The sequence below is a fragment of the Spirosoma koreense genome, assembly GCF_054777875.1.
On the sequence record NZ_BAAHAC010000022.1, the window covers coordinates 1611627 to 1630204 of the forward strand.

The window sequence follows — 18578 nt, forward strand, 5'->3', positions numbered from 1 at the left end:
CCGATCATTGAGCGCTGGTTGTTGAGCCAGCTATGACTTTACCTGACAAAATTTGCTTCGTCAATAGCTGTGGGCACGGTTGCCTCATCTCTAGTCGCAAACCACCTTCATTTTGGCGCAATCACCCCGGTTTCCACAAACTATTCTGCTTTACCTTTGAGCGGTACCAATCGGCTAGCCAACAGCCATGAACAGCCTCAAAAAACAGGTGCTGTTTATGCAAAGGAAGGCTCGCTCTGTATCAACTCGTTTCAATCAACATAAGGCCATTATCATGAGAAAGTTAGTTTTGTTCGCCCATATGTCTCTGGATGGTTTTGCCGGAGACATGAACGGCGGCCTGGGTTTTTTGTCCTACAATGAGGAACTTCAACAATTCGCGGATGAGCTGGTAAAAACGGTAGGTGCTCCTGTCTACGGCAAGAATACGTATCAGTTGATGTATGGCTACTGGCCCACCGTTCTGGCCGATCCAACGGAGAGCCAGCGGTCACTGGCCCATGCGCAATGGGTGCAACAGATTCCGAAAGTCGTTTTTTCCACCACCTTGCCTAGTGCCGATTGGCAGAATACGAGGCTGATCAGGGGCAACGTGGTGGAAGAGGTGAACCAGCTTAAACAGGAGCCCGGCAACGATCTGGTGATATTCGGCAGCCCTGGCCTGGCCAAAAGTCTGATGGAGCTGGATCTGATCGATGAGTATAGATTAACGCTGCATCCGGTCATACTCGGAGAAGGTATCAGTTTGTTTGGGGGCAATACACAAATGAGTAAGTTGACATTGCTGGAATCAAAAACGCTCGGTTCAGGGGTAGTGACGTTGCATTACACAGCGCGGCAACAAGATTGATAGCCTACTAGCTCAGATGGGAGTGAAAAGGGGCTGCTGTTGACAATCGAGGGAGGTGCCGTCCTTGTAATTTTTGCATAAACCCTCCCCGGTAAGCACCGACACTGCTCAGAAAAGGATACGCCAGTTTAGCCCGGACAAGCAACATGTATGTAAAAAAATAGCCGTTTACCTGGTTCTGTAACGTGCTGCTATGCGGGGAGGTACACGCTGAAGGTTGCCCCCTGACCGGGTTGACTTTGAGCCGTTATCCATCCCCTATGATTGGCAACCACTTTCTCACAGATCGCCAGGCCAATGCCCGTTCCGGCATACCCATGTCGCGTATGTAATCGCTGAAATACTGTAAAAATCCGATCCAGGTATTTCTCTTCGAAACCAATCCCGTTGTCGATTACGTCGATCCGATAATAGCTGTGGACCGTTTGGTGGGGCGTAAACTCACTGGGTAAATCACGGGTCATCACCCGACTCGACAGAATCTGAATCTGCGGAGCAACCCCAGGCTTACGAAACTTAAGGGCATTGCTCAATAAATTCTGAAACAACTGCTCTAACTGAGAGGCATCGCCCGCTAGCTGAGGTAAGTCGCCGATCTGAATGACTGCGGCAGATTCCTGGATGAGTAGCTCTAGGTTCTGAACCACGGCTTCCACAATGGTGGTGAGTGATACCGGTCGGCTGGTATCCCGTTGCGTGGAGATCCGCGAATAAGTCAACAAATCCCGAATCAAGCTCGACATCCGGTGGGCTGCAAGCTGCATGCGTTCCAGGTAGGTTATTCCTTCGCCTAACTCAGTGCGGTATTGGTTCTGAAGAAGGTCACCGAATTGCTGTACTTTCCGAAGCGGCTCCTGCAAATCGTGTGAAGCGATAAAGGCAAACTGTTGCAGGTTTTGGTTTGATCGCTTCAGGTCTTGAATCGAATCCTGCAATTGCTGGGTTCGCTCGGCCACTTGTTTATCCAGCTCTCTCGACTGCTGCCGCAATTGCTCTTCCCGCAACAATAACGCCTGATGGGTGGCCACCTGTTGGGTAATCTCGATACCCGTTGCTATGATTCCATACACAGCGCCCTGCTTGTTTTTGAGAGGCTTAAATGAAAAATTAAAATAGACGGTCCTGGTAACTCCATTGACTACCATCTGGGCAGGGGTATTGTCGGTGGCGAATGTAACGCCCGTGGTAAACACCTCATCCAGAATGGCCAGAAAGGGCTGTCCTTCCATCTCGGGAATCGCTTTGGCTAAGGGCATACCGAAAACATGATCCCCCTTTCCCCAAACGGCTAGCTGGGGTTTATTGGCTACGGTTATGATCAACTCCCGACCAACCAGCAGGGCAATGGGAATGGGGGATTCCATTACCAGGGCTCGGAAAATGGCTTCGTTATCGAGTATCTCAGAATCACCAATCATACCGGAGTCAAGTAAAGCTATAGCTATCTAACTCTAATCGGTTCGTTGGGTTTTCGCTTTTGCCTTTACTCGAAGGCGACTCTTGGTTGTCGATTCGGCGAACGGCTAAGGAGATTACTCAGTGAGAAGAGCCGTATACACCTTACGATTGGCCATAGTAACTCTTTACGCGTGGGCTTTCTGCTCAGTAAAACCAACATACTGAGCATTTTTTATACGTATGGAATTCTTATAAAATACCCTCAAAATAGGAGAGTGGTGTAGCTGACAATGAATTTCGGTTTGTCGCTACGGTGAGCTATCGAATTTGGAAACCGGTAGTGACAGCCAGGCCGTATAAAGCCTAATACGCTCGGTTGGGTGGTCGGCTTTGTTTTCAGCTACGAGGCAAAATAGATGGTTATGTGCACCAATTGGCTGAGCCTATACCTTCCGCCCGCTTATCGATGCCCCGCTTGGACATGGCAACAGACGGCAAGCGTGGTTTATCATTGGGCGTACTCGTTTATGGTATAGTCAAGCTAATTTCCGCCCGAAATATCGTCGTTACGAATACCTCGCTGGTTCTTTTTAATCGATTCCCTGAGCTTCCCAAATTTATAATTCAGGCTAACGGTGAATGACCGGAAATAATCCCATCGGAAATTAGTCTGCTGGAAATCAGGTCCGAACGTACTGGTAAGGTTTTCCCGGTATGTACGAAACGGATTGTTGATCGAACCCGCAACAACTAATTTTTCCTTGATCAGGTCTTTGTTGATACTCAATGAAGAGCTGATCAGGCTATTGGTCTTACCCTGTAAGTTGACTCCCGGACCATTCAACTGCAGATTGGCAGTCAGCCGCCAGTCTTTTTGCATTCTGTAATTGGTTGATACAGCGATATTGTGCATTAATCCTTCATTCTTAATCAACACGCCATTCACTAAACCCTGCACCATGCCATAAGCGACCCGGCTGTTGATGCTTACGTTCCACCGTTTGGTAATTGGATAATTGAGGTTCATGAACATGTTGGGGAGCTTCGCCGTACCCGTATTTCCGTAGGATGTCCGCGTAATGGTTGTCGTTGAATCATACACTGAAACGGGAAAAATCAGGTCTCGGAAAAACGTGAACCCCAGGCCCAGGTTCAGTCGGGCTTTTCCTGCTCCGCTGAACGTTAGCTGGATGTCATTCACAAGTGCAGGCCGAAGGTCAGGATTGCCGGTTCGCTCGAAATTTGGGTTGGAACGATCTACGAAGGGATTTAACTGATAAATTCCCGGCCGTTGAATGCGTTGTGTATAACCCAGGGTAAGGCCACTCGTATTCTTGAATTTTCGATTTACAGACACCGAAGGGATTAGGTTAAAGTACGTCCTTTTTACTCGGGATTCGACCGATATAAAATTGGCGTCGATAACGGTTTGCTCTATACGTAGCCCAGCTTTTACCCCCCAGCCTTTCATGGCAAACTGATAGGTGGTGTATCCGCCAAAAACATTCTGCGTATTTCTGAATCGGTTGCTGATCGTTGGTTGAATCACAAACTGGCGTGTTACGGAATCTACTACAGCATACTGAAAATCGCTTTGGTTATCTCGTAAAATGCCCTTTAGCCCTGCTTCGATCTGGTGATTTCTGATAGGGTGGACATAGTCTAGCTGAACGGTTTGTTCGGCAAACTGCTGGTCATTGACCTGCCGATAGTCAGGCATGGTATAACTTATGCGGTTAGTAAGGTTCAACTCACTCGCCTGTTGGTCGCCATACGTTAAATACCGGTACGAGAGGGTCAGCAAACGGTTTTTATCCGCCCGAAAACTGTGTTGATAATTCAGGGATGCATCTACGCCATTTCCGTTTCCCGTCCGATTCGTTGACAGGGTATAGCCCTGCAAACGAACATCCGAACGCGTCAGCGAACTGGTTTGTAGCGAGTTGCCCTCCGACCTGTTGCCATTCAGATTGACCTGGGCTGAGATCAGGTTCAGCGTATCGATTTCATAACTCATTTCGTAGCCCAGGTACGCCGTTCGACTCTCCGATCCGGTCGTGCCTTCCTGGAAAAGAGTAGTCGGGTCCCCCTCCGTCGTAATTCGTTGAACACCAGTCCGAATGGGGAGATTAGTCTGCAGATTGGCTCCGCCAAAGGCTGAGATACCGAATTTACCCAGCTTGGCCGAAATCGATCCGCCCAAACCTGGTCCGCCGGAAGGGAACCGTTCGCTGAGATTGAGAGAACCGTTGTAGCCATTATCCAGCTTTTTCGTTGTGATAATGTTAATGATTCCGGCCAAACCTTCGGCATCGTATTTGGCCGGGGGCGAGGTAATCACTTCAATGCGCTCGATGGAGGAAGCGGGCATACTCCGAAGAATATCCTTGTAGTTTCGCTCCATCATACTCGAGGGTTTCCCATTGATCAGGATCTTAACATCACCATTCCCTTTCAGCAGGATCGTATTGTCGGCATCCAGCGAAAGTAGCGGCACCTTTCGCATCATCTCTAATACACTGGATACTTTACTTTCAGGATCAGCCTGCAGGTCGTAGGTAATCCGGTCGATTTCCTGCTTTACGATCTGTTTTGTCGCCGTTACGACCACTTCGTTCAAACCAACGACGGCAGGGCTAAGCAGTATGTTGCCCAATACCACGTTCTTTTGCAGAGAATCTGTCAGCTCAGCAGGAATTTTTTTCGTCTTATAGCCTACCCCTACCATCGCCAGCGAGTAGCTGCCCGCATCCAGCCCCGTAAACGAAAAAGTGCCATCCGCTTTGGAATAATCGACTTTCAGAACGGTAGCTGGGCCCTTCATCAAACTAACCGTTATGAACGTCAACGGGTTGTGGCTTGCCGAATCAGAAATGGTGCCGCGAATCGAATAGTCCGTTGACAGGGTTTGAGCAACGCCCGTGTGTGCGCTCAATAGAAGGATCAGCCCTGTAAGGATGTGTATGGTTTTCACGGAATCAATGGTTGGCAGGATGGAAAAGACAAGGCGATCCCAATAAGAGATTTGGGCTCTTTTAGGAAGAAATCACAGAAAGGGAGAGGAGTCGGTTGGGGGTATTACCCGGTAAGAATCAGGAAAAGATGATCTGGCTTTATCCGTGACTGAAAACCAGGAGATAGTCCGGGCATGATTACTTTTTCTTAGCCAGTTTCTGCTCAATAACGAAGTTGAGTATTAGGCTGATCCCCCCGAACAAAAATACCATGGCAGGGAAAGAGATGCCTTTACTAAATCCATAAAAGTCGTGCAGCACATCCCCAATTACCTCCCCAATGATCATTCCGAGGGCAATTCCGACGAATAGCATCCCGAATTTCAGGGTAGGTGATCCAGAGTCTTTGCGCGAAAATATGGACGCATCGACTCCCCGTTCGATCATGGCCATCCGCTCGCGGGAACGTGTCATCAGGAATACATACACGATACCAAAAATACCGGCAAAGGCACTAAGGGATATGAGTATATGTTTTACGTCATCACCACTCATAGCGTTATTCGTTAACTGGTTTTGTTAATTGATTTTCACAGCATAGGACAGGCGAAACAAAAATTGGGTTACAGATTTAGGTAAAAATTTAACCATAAAAATAAAATGGGGTGAAGCTGTAACCTCCTTTTGAAAACGGAGGTCTAATCGGGTAAGGTGCACGAACGAATGTTCAACCTAACCAGCAGGCTCGTGAAGCAACCGGAAGATCAGGTCTATATCGACAAAGTCAGGAATGGAGACTTGGCTTCCTATGCCTTTCTCGTGGACCGCTATCAGCATATGGCTTACACGATTGCCCTACGAATTATGCGCAATGCGGAAGATGCTGAAGACGTTGCCCAGGAAGGGTTTGTCAAAGCGTATCAGCAACTACACCGGTTTGAAGGAAAATCGAAGTTCTCCACCTGGCTTTACACCATCATTTATCGGATAGCTCTTACGAAAGTAGAGCAACAGCGGATCGCAACGGTTCCCATCGATGAAAAAACGGCGGAAGCCTACCCCCCACACGAACAGAGTTACCAGTTAGACCAGCTCCAGCTCTCCGAGCAGCAGGCCTATATCAAAGAGGCTATCGGACGATTGCCGACAACAGAAGCACTATTGATCACGTTGTATTACCTGGACGAGAAAACAGTCAGGGAGATTGAAACGATTACCGGCTTATCAGAATCCAACATCAAGGTGAAATTATTCCGGGCCAGAAAAGTATTGGAAGAACAGTTGCGTTTTTTGTTGTAAATGAACAGGTTGTCGACTTGAAGAACCCGTTAGCTATGGAAGACGAAAAAGAAGATGGTTTCAGAAAGCTGATCCTAACAGCCGGACCCGACCAACCGGGGGCTGACTTTACCCAGGCCATTATGAAACGGGTACAGGCTGCATCGGAACAGGATTCGGCGAAAGAAGCAGCCCTGATCCGGCTTTTACAAGCGCATACCCTCGTCGAGAAGCCGTCGGCTGATTTCAGTCGTCGGGCTATGAATCGGATTATCGTTTCGCCCCCCAAACCGTTGGCTCCCATCATTCGCCCTGGTGTATGGTATATGATGGCAGCATCGCTGCTATTGATCGTTCTTTTCTGTACATTACTGCCATTCGCTCCCTCTCAACCGACATCCTCTGAACCAGATCGTTTCTTTCGGGACCTGGAGGCCTCCCTCGATGCTCTTCCGATCAACTACGTGTTGACCATTTTCGTGGTAAGTGTTCTGATGATGGTAGACTTTCTTCTAAGGCGGACTCGGCCTATGCCTTATTAAAACAAGCGTTTGGTAAGCGTCTTGTCGCTGCATAACAAGGCTAAATCCGTGGTTTAGTTAGAACATCGGCGCTCCTTCACCCTGGTCACCAAGTCGTTGTACCCGTCAACGGAGAGGAAAATCGACACGCGAATGCCTGATGGGGCACTACGGGCCTGGTAGACCTGCGGGAGCCATTGATAGCCCCGCAACCAATAAGGGCAGTAAAACAAACAGGCCCGCTTACTCGGAAGGCTTGTTCCAGTTCGAAAAAGGATATTTACTTAAATTGACATTATCGTATTTCGCTTCACCGGTCACTTCCTGACCGATCCAGTCCGGCAAGTCGATTGGCTGATCGGCGGAGGCCAATTCTACCTCGGCTACCACCAGACCCTGATTTTCTCCCTGGAACGCATCGACTTCCCAAACCAGTCCGCCATGGTCGATTCGGTAGCGAAACTTCTCCAGGATCGGCTGCTCACATAAGTGGTGAAGGAGTTCCAGAGCGTCGGCGTAGGGAATTGCATACTCGTACTCAGGCCGGGTAGCGCCCAGCCGCTTTCCTTTAATCGTTATGTACCCTTTGTCGGCCACCAGCCGGACTCTGACTGACCGGTCCGGCTGACTATTCAGGTACCCTTGCTGGTAAAGTTGGCCCTTCGCGTTTTGTTTCCAGGCCGATCCGACGACCAGAAACTTTCGTTCGATTTCGATGCCCATAAAAATCGGGTTAAGTGGCCAGTGGCCGAGGTGCAATGGTTATTTGATGCGCTTCCGACCGCCATAGCTTCCAGGAGCGTCGGTATCGTTTTACAAAACTGCCCGGCTTTTCGGCCAGTAACCGCCTGGCTAAGGGGTAAATCTGCTCCTGTAACTGGTGTCGCTGCGCCTGCAACCCTTGCCAAAGAGCCTCTTTAGTCAGTTGTCTGCGTATCGACAGACGGTCTGATTCAATGAGCTGGGCCAGCACCCCATAATCATGATCATCGCCTAACAACTCGCCCAGCCGCCCCAGCTCGTGTCCATACGCTTTAAAGAGACCAGGCCAGATTGGCTCCAGCAGCCGGGTGTGATACCACAGCGTTTTGACGTCTTTGCGTAGCTCATGAAAATGATCGATACTGGGTTTATCGATAGCTACAGCCAGGGCATGACGGGCCCGGCGGTAGACGGCTTTCAGGTTAGGCGCTATCGACCCAAACCCTTTGTGCCGTTTAGACAAGCCGACGATCTTTCGGGATGCTAGCTCAAAGGTCCTGGTCACCCCACCGACCTGGGTAGGATCGTCGAAAAACTGGCTAACGGCCTCGTCCTGCTCCTGAATCAGGGTTTTTCGAAGGCTGGTAAATACCTGAGTGGACACGCCCCTGGGGTGAGCCTGCTGAAGCTTATCCAGGGTTCTGATCATGACCGTAGCATCCCGTAAAGGAGACAATTGCTGGCCAATCGTTCGGTAGAAGCTATTCTGCCGGCGAAAGTCCTTTTCGTTCATTCCGCTACGAACCAATCGAAATAAGGCCCGGATCTTTTTGATTCGTTTTCGAATACTATGAATCGCTTCGCCGGTGGCCTGGTCCGGCTTTTGTAAAGCGTCAAGAGCCGCCTTCACTTCCTGGGAAAGGATTCGGTCGAGGTTGTGGGCAATCGACTCATCCTGCTTAAAGACATATGCCATGTTGATGCTATTAACTTCGCTCTCTGTCGACAGATAACCCGGGAAGAACGCAAATGGATTTTCGTCAGTACCTTTTAGGTAGCCTGCGCCCACGACGGCTGGATGGATCCGTTCGCTTGTTTGATCGTACGTCTTGAGGAAGATCGGACGGTAGAGGAGCGACTAACCCTTGTTTTATAGACAATCGCTTTATAAGGTATTGAATCAAGTGTGTAGCAAAAACTTTTTAACGGTAAAATCAGTGATACAACCAGCAAATGCCCCGGAGAATTCTGTTCGCCGACAATCAATGAGTTTCCTTCTCGTCACCCGCCATGATCACACAGGTAGAGAAACGTTTTCGTTTGTCGTCTTCCTGGCGATTCTTACCGCAGTAACTATTTTTTTATCGCCAGTAGCTCTGGCGCAACAGGCCCAGTTGCCGACCCGCTGGACAAAAGCAGCGCTGGCCGCCCAACTGCCCCTGGGTGAATACCCCCGCCCTCAGCTTCGGCGCAGCGAATGGCTTTGTTTAAACGGGGTATGGAAGTATCAGGGTGGTAAGTCGGTCTCTTCGGCCAACGACCCGGCAACGGCCGTAAGCTTTCCGGCGAATATCGAAAAAATACGGGTACCTTATTGCCCCGAATCGGTACTGTCGGGCATCCAGCGAAAACAGGAAATCAACATGTGGTATCAGCGCACGTTTACGATTCCCCCTACCTGGAAAGGCCGCCAGATACTGATTCACTTCGAAGCTGTCGATTACAAGGCTACCGTTTTCGTCAACGGCCAGAAGGCGGGCAGCCATTCGGGGGGGTATGATGCCTTCGCACTGGATATCAGTGCCTTGCTGAAAAAAGGCGAAAACAGCCTGGTGGTGGCCGCTTATGACCCCAATGATGGTCGTACCCCATCGGGCAAGAACGGGCCGCGCGGTGATTATACGTTCTCCTCCGGTATCTGGCAGACGGTGTGGCTCGAACCGGTCCACAACACCTATATCAAAAACATTCGGCTTTTGCCTGATCTGGCCGGCAAGCGACTGAAGGTCGAGGTCGATGCCAGTCTCGCAGCCAGGGTAAGAGCAGTCGTACTCGAAGGGAAAAAAGAGCTTGTCCGGGCCGACGGAACTACCGGAACGGCTTTTTACATACCGATTGCCAATCCAAAAGCCTGGTCACCTGATTCGCCTTTTCTGTATGATTTGAAAATCACGCTCCAATCGGCCACGGGGACCGTATCCGACGAAGTGAGCAGCTACTTTGGCATGCGGGACGTAACGCTGGGCAGGGTAGATGGGGTCGTGCGCCCCTTGCTGAATGGTCGGTTTGTGATGCAACTGGGCTTGCTGGACCAGGGTTACTGGCCCGATGGTATTTTAACCGCACCTACCGAGGAGGCTTTGAAATCGGATATCCAGTTCACTAAAAAAGCCGGCTACAATCTGATTCGCAAGCACATGAAAACCGAGCCCCAGCGATTTTATTACTGGGCCGATAAACTGGGCTTGCTGGTTTGGCAGGACATGCCTGCGATCTGGTATCCCGACGAAGATACCCTGACTACCCGGACCGAGTTTCGAAACGAACTCAAAGCGGTGATCGATGATCATTATAATTCACCATCGGTTATTTGCTGGGTTCCTTTCAACGAAAACTGGGGAGCTTTCGACGTAAAGGCCATTACCGACTGGGTCAAACACTATGATCCGTCGCGATTAGTGAATGGCAACTCGGGCTTCAATAACAATCCGTCTTATCAGAAAGCCTACGGCGATCCGAAAAACGGCGATTTTGTAGATACCCATATTTACGTCGGCCCCTATAAAGCGTCAGAACCTGATAGCCAGCGAGCGGCTTCTCTGGGTGAATTTGGCGGTGTCGGCCTGTTTGTGCGTGGTCATATGTGGCCCGTCGAGAACAATGCGTATGCGTACGAACCAACCCGATCGGCGCTCACCGACCGCTACGTTTTTTTACTCGACCAGGTAGACCAACTGATGCGTTACCGGGGGCTAAGTGTGGCTATCTACACCCAAACCACCGATGTTGAGCACGAAGTGAATGGCTTGCTGACGTACGACCGCGCGGTCGAGAAAATGGAGGTCGAACGCCTTCGGGCTGTTAACCAGGCGGTCATACAAGCCAGTCGTACACTAACTTCGAAAAAAGAATAAATGCCGACATGAGCAGTCGAGAGCAGTGGCCGAAGAACTGACTAAAGCCTGTCTGGTCGACAACTTTGCCAAGCGAGCCGTTCCTGGTTCAGAGTTAAAGAGTCCTCACTGCCCAGCCTCGCTTTCTGCGCAGGCTAGCGGGTCGGCCGATATAGCCAATTCGTTACGTAACGATTCTGACATGCCGTTTTCTTGATTTACCACCGGGGTAAGGTTTCTTCACACCGTTGCCGGGGTCAGGAACGAACTACCCTATCGGATGCGTCGATGGAAGAAGGGGCCGGGAATAGCCAGATTCTGTTGGCTTTTTGCCGACTTGTAAGAATTTTTTACGGGCTGATTGGTTGTAGTCATGAGAGCGGTCGAATGTTGTTGCTTCGCCGGAGAACCCTTTCTCAGGGGCGTTGATAAAGCAACAACGTTCGACCGACAAACCTGCATACAGCACACATGGAGCTAAAAACCAATCAGCCGATTACGGCTTTGTTTATCGATATTGGCGGAGTACTGCTTACCAACGGCTGGGACCATACCGCCCGCAGGCTGGCCGCCGAGACGTTTGATCTGAACCTGGCCGATCTGGAAGAGAGGCATCACCTGACCTTCGACACGTACGAAACGGGTAAACTTACTCTGGACGATTACCTGAACCGAATCGTCTTTTACCAGCCCCGGGCATTCTCCAGAGACCGTTTTCGGGCGTTCATGTTCGACCAGTCGCAGCCTTATCCCGACATGATCCAGCTCATTCGTCGGCTGAAAGAAATGTATAGGTTGAAAATTGCCGTTGTCAGTAACGAAGGACGGGAACTGAACCAGCACCGGATTCAGACCTTTGGTCTGGCTGAGTTCGTCGACTTCTTCGTCTCCTCGTCCTATGTTCATCTGCGAAAGCCAGACGTCGACATTTATCGGATGGCCATCGACCTGGCGCAGACACCGACCCATCAGATCCTGTATCTCGATGACCGGCCGCTGTTTGTCAGTGTAGCGGCTGGCTTAGGCATTCGGGGCATTTGCCATGTCGACTACCCGACTACCCGGGCTGCGCTGGCCGCGCTCGGCCTGGCAACCGATGCCTCGCCAGTAGCGAATCGATAACCGACCCGGCTTGTGCGGTTAAGCCGTTGTCTGCCATCGGAAGCCAGGGCTCTGGCCCGCTTTGGTAAGTGCAACCTACGTTGGCCTTGATCCGGTCGATTAGCTGTCCGGCCAGCAGACCCTGGACATGAAACGGGCGGAGGGGTCCCCTGCGTTTCAGTGCTCATTCGTTGACCAGAATAATCTTTCCAATGTGCTGGTTGCTTTCCATCAGCCGATGCGCGTCCTGAGCGGCTGCGAACGGAAATGTCTGATGGATTACGGGGGTAAATTTCCCGCTCTCGAGTAACGGCCAGACATGGCGATAGACATCGGCCGCCAGGCTTTTCTTGAAGGTATAGTCCCGGTTTCGCAGGGTGCTGCCCGTCAGGGTAAGTCGCTTCTGCATGATCTGCCGCAGGTTGAGCTGAGCCTCCGGGGCCTCAATGGTATTGATATAGACCAGCCGTCCTTCCGGGCGCAGAAGATGGAGGTTTTTAGATAGGTAAGAGCCGCCAACCATATCCAGAACAACGTCTATTCCCTCGTCGGCAAAGGCCTGCTCAAAATCCTGGGTTTTGTAATTGACATAACGGTGAGCCCCCAGGGCCAGACAGGCTCTGCCTTTGTCGTCCGAGCCTACTGTTACGAACACGCGGGCGCCCAGCGCCTTTCCCAGTTGAATAGCCGTGATCCCGATACCGCTGCTTCCGCCATGAACCAGCAGGTTTTCGCCCGCCTGCAGCTTTCCGCGCTGAAACACGTTCGACCAGACCGTAAATACCGTTTCGGGCAGGCTGGCTGCCTGTGCGAACGTCCAGCCGTGGGGTAGGGGCAGACACTGGCCTTCCCGAACGGCTACACAGTCGGCGTAGCCACCGCCCGCCAGCAGCGCACAGACAGCATCACCGGGCTGCCACTGCTGCACAGCCGGACCACATTTGACGACGACACCCGCCACTTCCAGCCCCGGAATATCGGCCGGTACACCCGTCGGAGCCGGATAGTGCCCTTCCCGTTGAAACACATCTGATCGGTTGAGACCCGCAGCCCGCACCTCGATCAGCACTTCGTCCTGGTCAGGCTCCGGCGTTGGGTAATCCTGAAGGGACAGCACCTCAGGGCCGCCGGGCCGGGTAATGACAATGGCTTTCATACGTTCACGCTGAAGAAACGGTTTATGTCAGCTCTTTCGGTGGGGGAGCGAGCCACGGTTCATGGGGCATTAGCAAAAACTGCGGCACACTCCCCACCGAAAGAGCTGTATGTATTCCAAAACCCCGTAGACCCGTTACGGTTTAAATTCCGTACGTACCGGTTAGCGCTTACTTCAGTCGATTCAGTTCCGTAGCCGATACACCCCGGCAAAAATGTGGTTTTATTTCAGCCACGGGAATAACTTAGGGGCCTGATACAACCGGCTATGAAAAAACACGTCCTCCTGCTGCTTACCCTGCTGACAACCGCACTCCGTGCTCAGAATAAACCCGACTGGACTACGCCTTACGAACGCAGTCAGGGACGCCAGACGGCCACGTATGCCCAGATCATCGACTACTACCAGCGGCTGGACCGGCAGTTCGACCAGGCCAGGCTCATCGAGGTCGGCCAAACCGACGTAGGAAAACCACTACACCTGTTTCTGCTGGCGGCCGACAAGGTGTTTTCGCCCCGCGCCAATCGGGTAACGCTGCTGATCAACAACGGCATACACCCCGGCGAACCCGAGGGTATCGACGCCTGCATGATGATGGCGCGCGATTTGCTACTGGCCCATAAACTTCCCAAAAACGTCCTGCTGGCCATCGTGCCGGTCTTCAACGTAGACGGTTGCCTGAACCGGGGGGTATCCAGGGTAAACCAGAACGGCCCGGAAACCTACGGCTTTCGGGGGAACATACGGAACCTGAACCTCAACCGTGACTTCATCAAAGCCGACGCCGAAAATACCCGCTCGTTTCAGCGGATGTTTCAGCAGTATAAACCGCAGGTCTTTATCGATAACCATACAAGTAACGGCGCCGACTACCAGCACGTGGTAACCTATTTTGCGACCCAGAAAGATAAACTGCACCCGGCCGTATCGGGGTATATGACCCAGCGGTTCCAGCCGGACCTGGACAAAGCGCTACAGGAGCGGGGTTTCCCCTCTGCGCCTTATGTGAACCATCCGAAGGATACGCCCGAAAGCGGTCTGCTGGGCTACAACGATTCGCCACGCTACACGACCGGTTATGCCGCCATGTTCAACTGCTTCGGGTTTACCCTCGAAACCCACATGTGGAAAGACTATCCGGCGCGGGTAAAGGGGAGCTACGCGTTCGATGAAGCCGTGCTGCAACTGTGCGAACGCGACGCGCCGACGATTCTGGCGAACCAGCAACGCGCCGATGCGGCCGTCAGCCAGCAAACCACGTTTCCCCTGAACTACAAATTAGATCCCGGCAAGGTCGATTCGATTCAGTTTCTGGGCTATGAAGCGGCTTACAAACCGAGTGACGTGTCGGGCCTCAAACGCCTGTATTACGACCGGAACAAACCCTTTACCAAACGCATCGCCTATCGGAACACCTTCGTGCCGGAGCTGGAGCTCACGAAGCCCGGCGCGTACGTGATTCCGCAGGCCTGGCGCGAAGCGATCGACCTGCTGAAGCGCAACGGGGTTCGGATGCAGGCGCTGAGCCGGGATACGCTCATGACCGTGTCCGCCTACTACATCGACGATTACCGAACCGGGCAGCGTCCGTACGAAGGCCACTATCTGCATTCGGCAGTCAGCGTCCGCACCGAACCGCAGCAGATTCAGTTTTACCGGGGCGACTGGCTGATCCTGACCAATCAGCCCGCTAATCGCTACCTGATCGAAACCCTGGAGCCCCAGGCCGCCGACTCGTTTTTTGCCTGGAACTTCTTCGACAGCGTGCTCGACCAGAAAGAGTATTTCTCCGATTATATCTTTGAAGACACCGCTGCCGAACTTGTGCGCAAAGACCCCGCCCTGGCGCAGAAGCTGGCCAGCAAGCGGGCGTCGGACAAAGCCTTTGCCGACAATGCCCACGCCCAGTTGGCGTACATCTATCAGCAGACGCCCTACTTCGAAAAAACCGCTAATCGCTATCCGGTTTACCGGCTGGAAAAGCTCCGCTAATGTAGTGCCGACCAGGAGGGTCGGCACTACATTGGTACTCCAACTGATAATAAATTTATCGCTTTGTTGCTGCGTTGGCCAGACCAGGGCTTTCGGCCAACACCCGGACCGGTCCCAGCAGGCCCGACGGCAGGAGAGGAGAGTCTGCCCGGTAGAATGGCAGGGTCGTAAACGTGATCTTATTGGTTACGCCAGGCTGGGCGTCGCCGATCAGGCGGTTGACCCACAAGTTCGTCACCCTGACCTGTACGGTGTTGCGGCCTGGCCTCAGGGCATCCGTGATGTCCAGGCGAAATGGTTTTTTCCAGACGGTGCCCACCGGTTTCCCATTGACCAGCACCTCCGCGATGTTTTTTACCTCGCCCAGATCAAGCATGTACGAGGCTCCTTTCGTCTGGGCCGGTAGCTCGAACGTGTTGTCGTAGGTGGCCGTGCCGGAGAAGTACTTGATGCCGGGATCCGTGTTTTCCGACAACGACGCCAGCGACGCTAAGCTCGTCTGCTGGGGCGCACCGCGGTCGGCCTGAAAATGAACCGTCCAGGTACCCGTTACGCTCGCCACCGGCGACTCCGTGACGGCGGGTTTAGTATAAGACGCCACGGTCGCTTTGTCGGCGAAAACGATAAAATAAGCACCCCACGACTCGAATGAGAGGGGTACGATCGTGCGCCCGTCTTTGATCTGGTACGACACCGTTTCCTGCTTACCCGTTTGTGGGTTCCACCGATGCGGCACTTTTCCCGTTACCCGAAAGCTGATCTGCGCTTCGTTGGCGTCTGCGCTCCGGCTGTCGAGCCAGTAGATATCGCCCTCACTGGTCTGGCGGTGTACGAAGAGGATGGGTGCCTTCTCGTCCGTAATGGACACGTCTTTTGGAATGTTCATCGCGCTCAGCACAGTTTCGACTGGTTTTGTCGAGACGTTCGAATTGCTCCAGATCTGATTGGCCAGCGTCGTAAACTCGGCCGGGCCACCGGGGTTGTCACTTAAGCTGGGCGAGTGGTCGGGTTTGGCACCGACCACTTTCATCCCGGCTTTGACCAGCTCACCCAGCTTTTTCAGCACCGGCAGGGTCATGGTTTTGGCGGTTTCATCCAGCACCAGCACGCGGTAGGTCTGGCCACTCGGGGTAACGATTCGGCCGTTTTCGACCCGCAGGGCTTCTTTGATCACCGTTGCATTGGCAAAGTCGAAAGCGTAACCGGCGGGGATGGCGGGTAACTTATCCGCGAAAGCCTGGGTGATGTTGTAGTTTTCGCCGTAGTAGTACAGCACGTCCACTACAGGTTTGCCCTGTTGCAGCAGGTAACAACTGCGGCCCAGGTATTCCATCCAGGGTTTGGCCTGTTCGGCCCAGGTCTCCTGTCGGGTGAAATACTGCCCGAAAGGCCCGAGCGAGAAGCCGGGCTTTTTATCGTCGAGAGGCTGGTGAACCGACGTGTGAATGACGAAGCGGTTTAGTCCCGATGCCATTTCGAGGTCGGCGGTGCGCTTGAGTTTTTCGGGATGCCAGCTAAACCCATTCTGAACGGAGGTCATCGATTCGGCCGCTACCAGGTTCTGCCCGTAGATATGCGCGACCGATGCAGCCTCCCGGATGTCGGCCTCGCTGCGCACTTCTTCATTGCTGCCACCGGCCAGGCTACCCGGCGTCCACATCGCCGACATCGGAATGTCGGCCCGGCGTTTGACGTCCATGCCGTCGGCTAAATAAATCCGACCGTTCTCGTGCGACTCGGTGTAGCGTTTCATACCGCGGGCGCGCAGGGCGTCACCAATTACCTCGTAATGGCTCTCGACGATCAGCTCGCCGATGGTCTTGCGGAAGTCCCACAGGAATTTTTCGCTGGCTTCGCCACTCTGCACCACCCGACCCGTCAGCACCGGCAACCAGGGTGTGATGGCATAGCCACGTCGTTTCTGAAACTCCATCGGCAGAGTTTTGGTCCAGGTCATATGCCCGGCTTCGTACGAGTCCAGCACCATGTATTCCAGCCCTTTCGCGCCCATCTGCCCGCCGGTCGCGTCTTTGTACATGTCCAGGTAGGTGTCGATGTAGGTGCGAACGGCGGTTTTATCGAGTTTATCCACTTCCAGACCGGTCGCTTCGGGCGAGGCCGGGTGGTTCTCGCGACCGGTCAGCGAATAGCCCAGTCGCATGACGACCCAGTTGCCAGCTGGAGGAGTCCAGTTGAGTGTACCATCGGCGCTCATCTTCGTGGTCAGGTCAACTACGTCGCTGGTCGGAATCGCGTCGGCGTCGGGTTTCACCAGCGAGTGAGTATTTTCTTTCCAGGCCGCGAAACCTGCCTTCTGCTCGACCAGGTCGACGCGGTCTGTATTGTGGAGAACCAGTTCGGCGACGGGAACGCCCTGCGGTTTGCCCGGCGCGGCATTCCCCCCGAACATCGACGCAAACGGATTCCCTTCGGGCGCTTCGGTTTTGAAGGTGAAGCGGAAGAACCGGGCCGTGGTGGGTAGAATACCCATCGTGCTCTGGGGAACCGTACTGCCCCGAATGATGACCACGTCGCGGAAGTTGACGCCGTCGTCGCTCACTTTTAGGCTCCGGTTGTCGGGCATGCCCCGGAACTCCGCCAGTTCGCCCGCTGCGGGAGCCCCCACGATCGTAAACGCTTTGACCGTTTGCGGGCTGTCGAACGCATACTGTACCCACATGTCCTGGCCTATTTCCATCGGCGGCAGGAGGGTAGTTTTGGCCAGATCGCCGTCGGTGAGGTCGGCCAGATTGAAGGACCCTCCGCTTGCCGTGATTTTAGGATTCAGCGAAGCCATCGGTTTCTCGGCAGCCGGCAGCTGATAAGCGATCACAGCCGCATCGGCGTAGTAGTTCGGAACGTTTTTGGGGGTGCCACCCATCAGATTAGAGGCTGTGAGCGGCACGTTCTGGAACTTACCCGTAGTAGCTGGCGGCTGGGGTAATTTGCCCGAAAATGCCTGCCCACCCGTTACCCGCGTTTCGCTCCAGACGTATTTCTTCATGGCATCGGCAGCCGGTACCCAGGGGCCGCCCGTTACGCTCCAGCCCGGCGAGCCTGCTATGGCCATTTCGAGCCCGAGTTTTTTAGCCAGCTCGGTTGTGTGCTTAAACGCATCTTTCCATTCGGGCGTCATGAACACCAGCTTTTTCGGGGTCACGTTGGGCGTGAGCAGGCTGGCGTCGAAGTTCTGAAAGCCGCCGATGCCGACGCGCTTCATCCATTCGAGGTCTTTGGTGATGCCTTCTTTGGTAATGTTGCCGTTCATCCAGTGCCACCACACCCGGGGCTTGGCGGCATCGGGCGGTGTCTGGAAACCCTTTTGCAGGGGCGAAGGCTGTGCAAAAGCCAGCGCCGGGAGGAGCCAGGCCAAACAGGTTAATTTTTTCATAAAAGATAGGGTAAGGAGTAAGGTATTGATCTTAAGGAATTTGTTAGCAAATTACCGATCGAAACCCAGTTCACTTTCATAGAGTTACTCCGTGGCGTCGGGAGCGCTTGAGCCGAGTTCAG

13 protein-coding genes are annotated in these 18578 nt (G+C 53.0%); 6 read left to right on the top strand and 7 right to left on the bottom strand.

What is annotated here, in order from left to right; all coding sequences use genetic code 11:
* Positions 1 to 187: 187 nt before the first annotated feature.
* On the top strand, positions 188 to 850 hold the full coding sequence (locus tag ACYVC2_RS20135) for a dihydrofolate reductase family protein (RefSeq protein WP_461105048.1): 663 nt from the start codon (positions 188 to 190) through the stop codon (positions 848 to 850).
* Positions 851 to 1041: 191 nt separating this feature from the next.
* On the opposite strand, the gene ACYVC2_RS20140 is transcribed toward ACYVC2_RS20135, so the two are convergent.
* The 3 genes from ACYVC2_RS20140 to ACYVC2_RS20150 all read right to left on the bottom strand — a co-directional run bounded on the left by ACYVC2_RS20140 (position 1042) and on the right by ACYVC2_RS20150 (position 5757).
* Entirely contained in the window at positions 1042 to 2268 is a 1227-nt protein-coding gene (locus ACYVC2_RS20140; RefSeq protein ID WP_461105050.1) for a PAS domain-containing sensor histidine kinase, read from the bottom strand.
* Between the two features lie 521 nt (positions 2269 to 2789).
* The gene (locus ACYVC2_RS20145; protein WP_461105052.1) at positions 2790 to 5222 is read right to left on the bottom strand and encodes a TonB-dependent receptor; all 2433 of its coding nucleotides are present in this window, start codon (positions 5220 to 5222) and stop codon (positions 2790 to 2792) included.
* 178 nt (positions 5223 to 5400) lie between these two features.
* The gene (locus ACYVC2_RS20150) at positions 5401 to 5757 is read right to left on the bottom strand and encodes a DUF6249 domain-containing protein (RefSeq protein ID WP_461105054.1); all 357 of its coding nucleotides are present in this window, start codon (positions 5755 to 5757) and stop codon (positions 5401 to 5403) included.
* A gap of 192 nt (positions 5758 to 5949) precedes the next feature.
* Here ACYVC2_RS20150 and ACYVC2_RS20155 point away from each other — a divergent pair, with 192 nt between their 5' ends.
* Positions 5950 to 6501, top strand: a complete 552-nt coding sequence (locus tag ACYVC2_RS20155) for an RNA polymerase sigma factor (RefSeq protein ID WP_461105056.1) — start codon at positions 5950 to 5952, stop codon at positions 6499 to 6501.
* Positions 6502 to 6536: 35 nt separating this feature from the next.
* Positions 6537 to 7022, top strand: coding sequence for a hypothetical protein (locus ACYVC2_RS20160; protein ID WP_461105058.1), 486 nt, complete (start codon positions 6537 to 6539; stop codon positions 7020 to 7022).
* Positions 7023 to 7244: 222 nt separating this feature from the next.
* Here the strand turns inward: ACYVC2_RS20160 and ACYVC2_RS20165 are convergent, their stop codons facing one another.
* Positions 7245 to 7724, bottom strand: a complete 480-nt coding sequence (locus tag ACYVC2_RS20165) for a CYTH domain-containing protein (RefSeq protein ID WP_461105060.1) — start codon at positions 7722 to 7724, stop codon at positions 7245 to 7247.
* Positions 7725 to 7734: 10 nt separating this feature from the next.
* A complete protein-coding gene (locus ACYVC2_RS20170) occupies positions 7735 to 8679 on the bottom strand; it encodes a CHAD domain-containing protein (protein WP_461105062.1) in 945 nt (314 codons plus the stop codon).
* 289 nt (positions 8680 to 8968) lie between these two features.
* Here ACYVC2_RS20170 and ACYVC2_RS20175 point away from each other — a divergent pair, with 289 nt between their 5' ends.
* Together ACYVC2_RS20175 and ACYVC2_RS20180 are read left to right on the top strand one after the other, a co-directional pair.
* Positions 8969 to 10837 (top strand): glycoside hydrolase family 2 protein, encoded by a 1869-nt coding sequence (locus ACYVC2_RS20175; protein WP_461105064.1) that lies wholly within the window; start codon positions 8969 to 8971, stop codon positions 10835 to 10837.
* Between the two features lie 450 nt (positions 10838 to 11287).
* Entirely contained in the window at positions 11288 to 11938 is a 651-nt protein-coding gene (locus ACYVC2_RS20180) for an HAD family hydrolase (RefSeq protein WP_461105066.1), read from the top strand.
* A gap of 163 nt (positions 11939 to 12101) precedes the next feature.
* On the opposite strand, the gene ACYVC2_RS20185 is transcribed toward ACYVC2_RS20180, so the two are convergent.
* Complete coding sequence (locus ACYVC2_RS20185) at positions 12102 to 13073, bottom strand: NAD(P)H-quinone oxidoreductase (RefSeq protein ID WP_461105068.1); 972 nt, start codon at positions 13071 to 13073, stop codon at positions 12102 to 12104.
* A 267-nt stretch (positions 13074 to 13340) separates the two neighbouring features.
* Here ACYVC2_RS20185 and ACYVC2_RS20190 point away from each other — a divergent pair, with 267 nt between their 5' ends.
* On the top strand, positions 13341 to 15065 hold the full coding sequence (locus ACYVC2_RS20190) for a M14 family metallopeptidase (protein WP_461105070.1): 1725 nt from the start codon (positions 13341 to 13343) through the stop codon (positions 15063 to 15065).
* Positions 15066 to 15120: 55 nt separating this feature from the next.
* Here the strand turns inward: ACYVC2_RS20190 and ACYVC2_RS20195 are convergent, their stop codons facing one another.
* The gene (locus ACYVC2_RS20195) at positions 15121 to 18456 is read right to left on the bottom strand and encodes a glycosyl hydrolase (protein WP_461105072.1); all 3336 of its coding nucleotides are present in this window, start codon (positions 18454 to 18456) and stop codon (positions 15121 to 15123) included.
* Positions 18457 to 18578 lie beyond the last annotated feature (122 nt).